Raw genomic sequence first — 9,337 nt, 5'->3', positions numbered from 1 at the left:
CCCCAAAGGTTAATACCTTATCCTTAAATTCATCAGCTATTATTTTTCCATAATCATCATCTATATTAATAATCTTATTCTTACTTACAGTAAATAATATCTTCTTAGCATTAAAATAATTTTCTAAGGTTCCATGAAAATCTAAATGATCTTGAGTTAAATTAGTAAATATTCCTGTTGAAAATTCTACACCATAAACTCTATCTAAATCTAAAGAATGGGAGGATACCTCCATAATACAATAATCTACATCATTATCCACCATATTTCTAAAAAGCTCTTGAAGCTCTAAAGATTCTGGAGTAGTTCTTTCTGATTTAAGTTTTTTATCACCTATATAATTAGCAACTGTTCCTATAAGCCCTACCTTAAATCCTGCCTCTTCTAAAATTGATTTCATCATAAAAGCTGATGTTGTCTTACCATTGGTACCAGTAATACCAATTATCTTCATATTCCCACAAGGATTTTTATAATAGTTTTTACTACAAAGAGCTAAAGCTTTTCTTGAATCCTTAACCTTAAGTATAGTTATATCTTCACTACTACATAAGTCGTCCTCACAAATTATTACATTCGCTCCACTCTCTATAGCAGAATTAAAATATTTATGTCCATCTACTTTAAATCCCTTTATACAAAAGAATAAATCTCCCTCTTCTATTAGCTTTGAATTATAAGCTAATTTATTTACGGATACATTTAAATTTCCTTGTAAAATTTTAAAATCTACATCTTTTAAAATATCTTTTAAATCCATAGTTTCACTCCTTAACCTCTAAATAACCTATGTTAACTAGCACATAACATAGGCATGAGGTATTTTAAATTTATTTATTAAAACACCCCATGCCTAAACTATTAATCTCCTGCGTCTGGTGACAACATAATATTTATTATAGTTCCTTTATTTACAATAGTTTTAGGTTCAATGCTTTGCTGTGAAGTTATTCCTTCCCCTTCAAAACTTCCCTTAAGTCCTAAACTATTTAGAAGCTCTGTTGCTTTTTCTTTAGACATACCTACAAGGTTTGGAACCATCACCTCTTTATTATAGTTGGCTGCACCATCAGTGTAAAGTATGATTTTAGTTCCTTCCTTAACGGTATACCCTGGTTTTGGATTTATATCATTAATTACAGAACCATTTCCTTGCACCTCAACTTCCAGTTTAGAATCTTTTAAAGCTTTCACAGCTTTATTTTTATCTAAGCCTCTAACCTCTGGTACTATCACATCATTTAGTAAGCTCTTTGCAATATCTTCTTCACTGGCATCTACTTTAAACTCTAAATAATTAAATATATTATTAAAGACTTGTTTTGCTACTGGAGCTGCTACTACCCCAGCATAATAGTCCCCAGCACTTGGCTCATCAACAGCAACAAAAATACTTAATTTCGGATCATCTGTTGGTGCCATTCCAACAAATGATGCCACATATTTTCCTGCCTCATAAGTTCCATTCATAGGATTAACCTTTTGAGCTGTTCCAGTTTTTCCTGCTATATTATAACCTTCAATATAGGTTGTCCTACCACTACCTTCATTAACAACTCTTTGAAGATATGTCCTTAAGGTCTTAGCAGTTTCTTCACTAACTACCCTCTTTGAATCATAGTCATCATACTTTATAACATCTTCTTCTGATCCTTTTATCTCCTTCATTACATGAGGTCTAATCCAAACTCCATTATTTGCAATAGTGTTAAATGCAGCTAAAAACTGTACTGGATTTACTGTATTAGTTTGTCCGAATGCAATAGTTGCCAGGTCAGTTTCACTTATATCTTCAGTCTTTTTAACTATTCCCTTAGCCTCACCTGGAAGATCTACCCCACTTACCTTACCTAATCCAAACTTGTCAATATACTTATTAAGAGTCTCAGCTTTAAGTCTTTTTCCTAGTTCAACAAATCCTATATTACAAGAATTCTTAATTATATCTGAGAAACTTTGTGGACCATGTCCTGTTCTTTTCCAACAGTGAATAGTTCTATTTCCTATCTTTATACTTCCATTACAATTAAATACATCATTTTCTCCTACTAACCCTTCCTCCATGGCAGCTGCTGCTGTAATTACCTTAAATATAGATCCCGGTTCATATGTGTCATTTACAGCCCTATTTCTCCACATCTTTTGAAGCTCATCACTACTTTCTGCACCTTCTCTTGGGTTATTAGGATTAAAGTCTGGCTTATTAACTAAGCCTAATATTTCTCCTGATTTAGGATCCATAACAATTATTGTCACAGCCTTAGCTTTATTATCACTCATAGCTTGTTCAGCTGCTTTTTCTGCAAAATATTGTATTTTTTCATCTATGGTTAGATATAAATCCTTACCTTGTATTGGATCTGTGTATTCAGAAATTATGTTTGGAAGCTCTCCACTATTTCTATCAAGCTCCGTTATACGCATACCAGGTACTCCTGATAAATATTGATTATATGTTAGTTCTACCCCTGTAAGTCCTTCTCCATCCACATTCGTTGTTCCTAAAACGTGAGATAGAAAATTATTGTTAGGATAATATCTCTTAGTATCTGGAGATACCATAACTCCTTTAATTTGAAGGGCTGTAACCTTATCCGCTTCTGCTTTTTCAATTCTTCTTACTAAATTAGCAGATCCCATAGGCTCTCCACTTGGAAGAGTTTTTGTTATAATTCCCAGCACCTTATCTTTTTCCATCTCTAATGCTGAAGCTAGTTTATCTGCTATATCTTCCATGGATATACCCTTTGAGTTACTATATTGTCTTAAAGCATTTAAATCTAAGTCAACTCTATATACATTAGCACTCACTGCTAGTTCATTTCCATTTCTGTCTAAGATCCTTCCTCTCTTTGCAGATAGCTTAACCTCGCTTGTCCATTGTTCTTTTGCTTTATAAGATAAATATCCTCCTTGAATAACCATAAGGTAAACTAATCTAAATACTAGAACAAATAATAAAAGGAATAACCCTAGTAAAACTACGGTCATTCTCTTTCTTACTACAACTTCATCTTTATAATTATCCTTTGCCACATTTCTACCTCCAAACAAACTTTATTAAAAAAATAAATCTTTAATAAAGCTAACTATACTCTTTTTCTCCTCCTTTACTGAAGACTCATCCTTAAAGTTATCCTCACTTAAATCCACATTTATCACTTTACTTCTATCTGGAGATACCATAGAAAGTTTACTTTCAGCATTTGATTTTATATACTCAAAATTGCTAAACTTTAAAAGTTCTACTTTCAGGTTATCATTTTCAGTGTTTATATTTCTTGCTTCCTTTTGTAAACCTGATAATTCCTTTTGTTTTGTAAATGCCAATCCATGACTATAAGTTACTGAAAACCCACAAATGAATAGTACAAGGATACAAAGTAATGTGCTTCTCTTAACTTCCCATTGTTTTTCTTTTAGTCTCTTATTTCTTTCCTTTTTAGCTTTCTTAAGTTCCCTATACTTCTCTTTTACTTCTATGTCATCTTTTCTCTCAGGTGATACTGCTAAAGTTCCTTTTAGATACTTTTCATTTACTATCATTTTTATTCACCTCCAAGATTATTTAGAACAAATTTTTTCACACACCCTAAGCTTTGCACTTCTGCTTCTTGGGTTAATTTCTAGCTCTTCTTTTGAAGGTTCTGTAGGTTTTCTTGTTAAAACCTTAATATCCGGTGTTCTATTGCAAATACAAATTGGGAATTCTCTCGGACAAGTGCAAGGATTCTCAATATCTCTGTATTTATTTTTTACTATTCTATCCTCAAGGGAATGGAAAGTTATTATAGCCATTCTACCATCAATATTTAAATGACTTATTCCATCCTCTATAGTTTTATTTAATATCTCAAGTTCTCTATTTACCTCTATCCTTATAGCCTGAAAAGTCCTTTTAGCTGGATGAGGCCCCTCTCTTCTTGCCTTTGCTGGTATAGCTGCTTTTATTACATCAACCAATTGAAATGTTGTTTCAATTGGTGCTTCTGATCTTCTATCAACTATAAAACCTGCTATTCTTTTGGCAAATTTTTCTTCTCCATACTCTTTTATAATTCTATATAAATCCTCAGCTGAGTATCCATTAACTACATCATAGGCAGAAAATTCGCTCTCTCTATTCATCCTCATATCTAAGGCTCCATCATTCATATAACTAAAGCCTCTTTCCCCCGTATCAAGCTGATAGGATGAAACACCTAAATCCATTAATATTCCATCTACCTTGTGAATTCCAAGGTTATTTAATATATTATCTATATTATAGAAATTATCATGAACATAAATTATATTTTTATAATCTTTAAGTTTTTCCTTAGCTGCATTTAAAGCATCGTCATCTTGGTCTATACCTATTAAGGTCCCATTCTCGCCTAATTTTTTTATAATTTCACTAGAATGTCCTGCTCCCCCTAAAGTACAATCAACATAAACTCCATCTTCTTTTATATTTAATGCCTCAATACACTCATTTAATAATACAGATATATGTTTAAATTCCATACTACGTCTCCTTTTCTAAATCCCTAGTTCTTCCATTTTTTCAGATATACTATTAAAATCTACATTATCCTCATTGTATTCTTCCCACTTCTCTTTACTCCATATTTCAATTCTAGTAAGAACTCCTATACTTACTATTTCCTTTCCTATGGATGAGTATTCCTTTAAGCTTTGAGGAATAACTCCTCTACCTTGCTTATCTACTTCAATTTCATGGGCTCCACCTACAAAAAATCTCACAAAGGTTCTAGCATCTTTATTAGTTAAGGGTAATGCTTTTAATTTAATCTCTAAGTTTCTCCACTCATCCATGGTATATGCATACAAGCATCCATCTAAACCCTTAGTTAAAATAAATTTATTTCCTAAAGCTTCCCTAAATTTTGATGGAATAATCATTCTATTTTTGCCATCTAACCCATGAGTGTATTCCCCAACAAGCATTTATGAAACCCTCCACTTTTAACCACTTTGAACCACTTTACATTCTTTATTCTCTAAAAATCTAAAAAAACCTTCTTTTTTAATTGTTTTTTTATTAAAATTAATAAAATTTATATATTCTATCTTAATATATGAATTAATATTGTATTTCATTATAATTCTTATTAGTATATTCTATAATAATCACTTTTTATTTCATTATTAATTACTATTAATACTCTTCATATATTAATAGGTAAATATATGAATCTCCTAAATATAAATTCTTATAATATTACATATATTATTATGAAAATTTATATTTTTACATTTTTATACCTATATGAACTTTTTTCCTTAAAGCCCTTGACTAATTTAACAATACCTTGTATCATAGTTTTTGTAATATACATGGGAGTAGATGAGTGCTGGTGTGCTCGCCGGTCTTCAAAACCGTGTTGTGGTGCTAAGACCACCATGGGTGGGTTCGATTCCCACATATTCCCGCCACTTATATAAAAGGCTTTAGAAAGATTTATACTTTCTAAAGCCTTTTGTTTTTGTATTTTATTTTATATTTTGACGACCATTTGACGACAAGACATTTTTTTATTTTATCCTTATTCATTTTATTATAACTATTATATATAATAAGCCTGTTTTTTTCATACTTATTCTGAAATAATCCATTAGCACTAATAAATAATAACTGAGTTCCTTCCTAATTATAATATAGTAGTTTATTAACCATAAAATCTCTCTTAGCTTTTAAATAGCATTCTCTAGTTCTACTGGATGTAGTTCTATTTCTTCTTTAACCTTAATATAGTATCTTTCTTCTTCTATGGTCCCTAAAATAGTTTCTCTAACTTTTAAATCTGTATCACTAGCATTTCCTATAGTTAATAGATCCTCAAAATTAAAAAGATAACTTAAACAAAGTTATCTTTTTAATACTATTGAGTTATATCACACTCTACTACAATTTTAGAAAATATATCCTTATGCTTCTCCATAGCTTCTTCTTCACTCATTTTAGCCATTTCTGGATTCTGTATAAGTTTTTTAAATTCATCACTATTTTTGATCCATAAGTAAGATAATTTTATCTTTTCAGCTTTAACATTCTTTTCTATTACATAGTTAAACTCATGTTTGCCGTTAGTCTTACTTTGAATCTGAGAATCTTTTTCTTTACCAGTAATCTTTTGAGTCAATTTATAACCATCTTGTAATTCAGCTTGCCAGTTAAATGGTCCAAGCTCAACAACTCTATCTGTGTTATTTTCAACATCTATAGTGATAGCTATTTTCTTATAGTCTTCAGCTTTTACTATATTGCTCCCATCTGCAATATATTCTCCATTCTCTGCTGCAACATTATCTTTTGTTCTATCCCCTTTAACAGCTTCTATTTTAGCATTAGCAGTTAGTTTTAATCCATCCACTTCTTTAGAATTAACTGTCTTTTTATTCTCCTTCTTAGCTTCCTGTTTAGTTTCAGAAGTAGCATTTACTGTCTTATCCTCTTCTTTTTTACCACATGCAGTAACTCCTAAACCTAAGCTTAATACCAATAAAATAGATAATATTTTTTTCATATTAATACCCCCAATTGTGAAATACCTTCTAATATTAACATATATCAGTTAAATATGGTATAATTATATAAAATTTTATAAATAATTACAAACTAGGTAGCTATATGTTAAATAAAATATTAAGCAAGAAGAAGAAAAGTTATATTACTATAGAAGTAGCTGCAACTTTATTTATAGTTGCTATTGTAACAGTGTTTGCGGTCGTTTCAATTTTTATATAATTGATGTATAAATGATTTAAATGTTGTCTATAATTAAAAAAAATTCTTATTCATAATCTCCGATGTTTATTATAACAAAAATCAGTCTAGGGAATAATCCTTAGACTGATTTTTTTCTATTATTAAGTAACTCTCTACGTTCTTCTTAGTTATCTAAGTAAATTATATAGACAAGAATATAAAAATAATTTAATCTATTAATTGTATTTCTAACTCTTTAGTTTTCAACTTTTCTAACTCATTGTAATACGCTTTTATTGTCATATTCATACAGGCAATTCTATTCTCTGGTGTTCTACTATGTAAATATATTTCATTATAATATAATGTAAAATCATGGATTGTAGCGGCTAAACCAGAGCAGCATTGACTCCAATCACGTAGTTCTTTTGGGGCAATATTTAACTCCATTTGTTTAAAATATTGTTTTTCAATATCCAAAATTACTAACTTCATTTCTTCTACTATTTTTTCTTCAGTTTTACAACCGTTCAGAAATTCATTATAGATTCCAATCACTTTTTCTGTTAAACTAATAAGCTCTTTCATAATTTTTCTCGTTTCATTAATTAACTCTTCTTTTTCTCCAGTATTTTTTTGTGTAAAGTCCTTAAGACTCTCATAATACGGATGTATATTAAAATGTATTCCATTAATAATCATAGAGTTTTTATCTAATCTATACCACCACTCTTTATTCTGGCTTTCATCAACCCATGTGGTATGGCAAAGAAAATTAGAATTAATCATATCTTCCTCATCGAATCCAAAATAACCAAATATAATATTAGCATCTTTTCCCTGCCAATAATTTTGGAAAGAAGAACTAGAATATACCTCTAATTTTTTTACTTTTTCTATAATTTCTTTAAAGAGTGTTGCCATTTCTTTCAGACAATAAGGATCTTTTAAGATAACTTTCACTGAATATCTTTTAGCAATTCTATTATGAAGTGGTTCAACTTTGTAAATAATATATTTTTCAGTTTCTTCATAAGTATTTTTAACATAAAATGGACTATAATCCTCCACTTCAAAAAATATTGTTCCACCTAAAGCTCCTCTATAAATAGGATGTTGCTGTATTCCAGGATTTCTTTTATTCCAAATTTCTAAGTATAAAAATATAAGCCTATTAATATCATATAATGATTTTTTTCCTTCTTTGATAATATGAAAATCTTTTAAAGCTTCACATAAAAATTTTGTATAAAGGCTAATTTCTAAATCTGGATGTGGATATGAATATTCATTCGCACCACTTGAAGCTAAAACTGCATATCCTCTTCCTACAAACTCTTCTATAGTACTATTAATATCTAACTTTGCTATTTGATTAATACTAAAATTTCCTGATTCACAGCTATCTAAAATAAATATTTTATTCTTAACCGATATCTTATCTAAATATCCAATTATATCCTGTGTACTAATTATACCATCACTTAAAATAAGATAATGATTAGATGAATCACTCCCTCCATGACCTGAGAAATATAAAATAATAGTATCATTTTCATTAGATATTGAAATAAGTTTTTGTAATGATAAAAGGAAGCTATCTTTTGTTACTGTTCCATTTTGACCACACACTAAAATTTCTGATTCATTGACCTTTAATCCATTTACTAATGCCTCTGTTACTGCTCCAATATCATTTATACAAAATGGAAGATCACTTCCTCTCATTGCTGAATAATTACTAACGCCTACTACTAATGCTTTTATATTAGACATACCTTTCCCCCTAATACATATTTAATTCTAATAATAGCATATTTTGGATATATGATGTGTAAATAATTTTATTTTTGTCTATAATTACAATGTACGTTATTCATCATTCTCCTATTTTGTTTAAAATAAAAAAGGCAGTCTAAGGATTATTCCCTAGACTGCATTTTGCATTATCTTATAGAATCAAAAAAGGAGCCTAATCTTTCTTTAAGTTCATTACACTTATCTATAGGTAATATTTGTGTCTCTAGCCACATACCTATAGAATTACTTCTAACATAAACCCTATCTATGTCTTTAAAGTAATGTCTTATAGCTCCTGCAACTTCTGCTCCGTCATATCCTTGTAGCTGCTTACCCAAATAACCAGTAACCACATATCCTTCAGTTGTTTCATTATTGGAATGGTTGTAACTAGTATTTATATAATCTCCACTAACATATCCATTTAAGTCATTATAGCTTACTTTCCACCAGTTACCCTCTTTAGATGATAAGTTTACCGTTGCTCCATTAGGAATAGCCCCTAATATAGAATAATTTGTTCCTGCTCCACTTCTTATGTTTAAGCCACTCTTAGCATTTACTATTCCAGTATTACCTACATTATTATTAGATCCATTTAAGATAGTATTTATTATTTCTTCTAAAGGATAATTAGAACCTGGGCAATTTGTAGCCATAAGTTCTCTATGTCCCTTTATAGAGTTTATATTGTATTTACTCTTTAAGTATTTACATAGCTCTATAATAGCTTGTTTCTGTGCCTGTGGCATTGTTTCCTTATTGTAGCTACCTTCTGCACATATTCCAAGTGTATTCGTATTATGTCCTTGTGCATGTGCTCCT

At 29.9% G+C, this 9,337-nt stretch carries 8 protein-coding genes and 1 tRNA gene; 1 reads left to right on the top strand and 8 read right to left on the bottom strand.

All coding sequences use genetic code 11. From position 1 onward, the window contains the following. The 5 genes from AB2369_RS08310 to mraZ all read right to left on the bottom strand — a co-directional run. Positions 1–760, bottom strand: a 760-nt coding sequence (locus tag AB2369_RS08310; RefSeq protein ID WP_367666017.1) for a Mur ligase family protein, incomplete at its 3' end; no start/stop codon positions are given. Between the two features lie 101 nt (positions 761–861). Next, positions 862–3,036, bottom strand: a complete 2,175-nt coding sequence (locus AB2369_RS08305) for a stage V sporulation protein D (RefSeq protein ID WP_367666016.1) — start codon at positions 3,034–3,036, stop codon at positions 862–864. A gap of 24 nt (positions 3,037–3,060) precedes the next feature. Next, positions 3,061–3,546 carry a cell division protein FtsL gene (locus AB2369_RS08300; RefSeq protein WP_367666015.1) on the bottom strand — a complete coding sequence of 162 codons (486 nt, stop codon included), beginning with the start codon at positions 3,544–3,546 and terminating at the stop codon, positions 3,061–3,063. Between the two features lie 18 nt (positions 3,547–3,564). After that, a complete protein-coding gene (gene rsmH / locus AB2369_RS08295; RefSeq protein WP_367666014.1) occupies positions 3,565–4,506 on the bottom strand; it encodes a 16S rRNA (cytosine(1402)-N(4))-methyltransferase RsmH in 942 nt (313 codons plus the stop codon). Positions 4,507–4,521: 15 nt separating this feature from the next. Further along, positions 4,522–4,950, bottom strand: a complete 429-nt coding sequence (gene mraZ / locus AB2369_RS08290) for a division/cell wall cluster transcriptional repressor MraZ (RefSeq protein ID WP_367666013.1) — start codon at positions 4,948–4,950, stop codon at positions 4,522–4,524. A gap of 392 nt (positions 4,951–5,342) precedes the next feature. Between mraZ and AB2369_RS08285 the strand changes: the two genes are divergently transcribed. Then, positions 5,343–5,439 (top strand) — tRNA-Sec (locus tag AB2369_RS08285). A 446-nt stretch (positions 5,440–5,885) separates the two neighbouring features. Here AB2369_RS08285 and AB2369_RS08280 read toward each other — a convergent pair. The 3 genes from AB2369_RS08280 to AB2369_RS08270 all read right to left on the bottom strand — a co-directional run. After that, the gene (locus AB2369_RS08280) at positions 5,886–6,530 is read right to left on the bottom strand and encodes a hypothetical protein (RefSeq protein WP_367666012.1); all 645 of its coding nucleotides are present in this window, start codon (positions 6,528–6,530) and stop codon (positions 5,886–5,888) included. Between the two features lie 410 nt (positions 6,531–6,940). Further along, on the bottom strand, positions 6,941–8,488 hold the full coding sequence (locus AB2369_RS08275) for a caspase domain-containing protein (RefSeq protein ID WP_367666011.1): 1,548 nt from the start codon (positions 8,486–8,488) through the stop codon (positions 6,941–6,943). 170 nt (positions 8,489–8,658) lie between these two features. After that, on the bottom strand, positions 8,659–9,337 hold a 679-nt coding region (locus AB2369_RS08270), incomplete at its 5' end, for an SH3 domain-containing protein (RefSeq protein ID WP_367666010.1).

This window comes from Clostridium sp., assembly GCF_040797585.1.
Lineage (GTDB): Bacteria > Bacillota > Clostridia > Clostridiales > Clostridiaceae > Clostridium_Z.
Note: the sequence above shows the minus strand (reverse complement) of the source record. Positions and strands in the feature narration are given on the sequence as shown.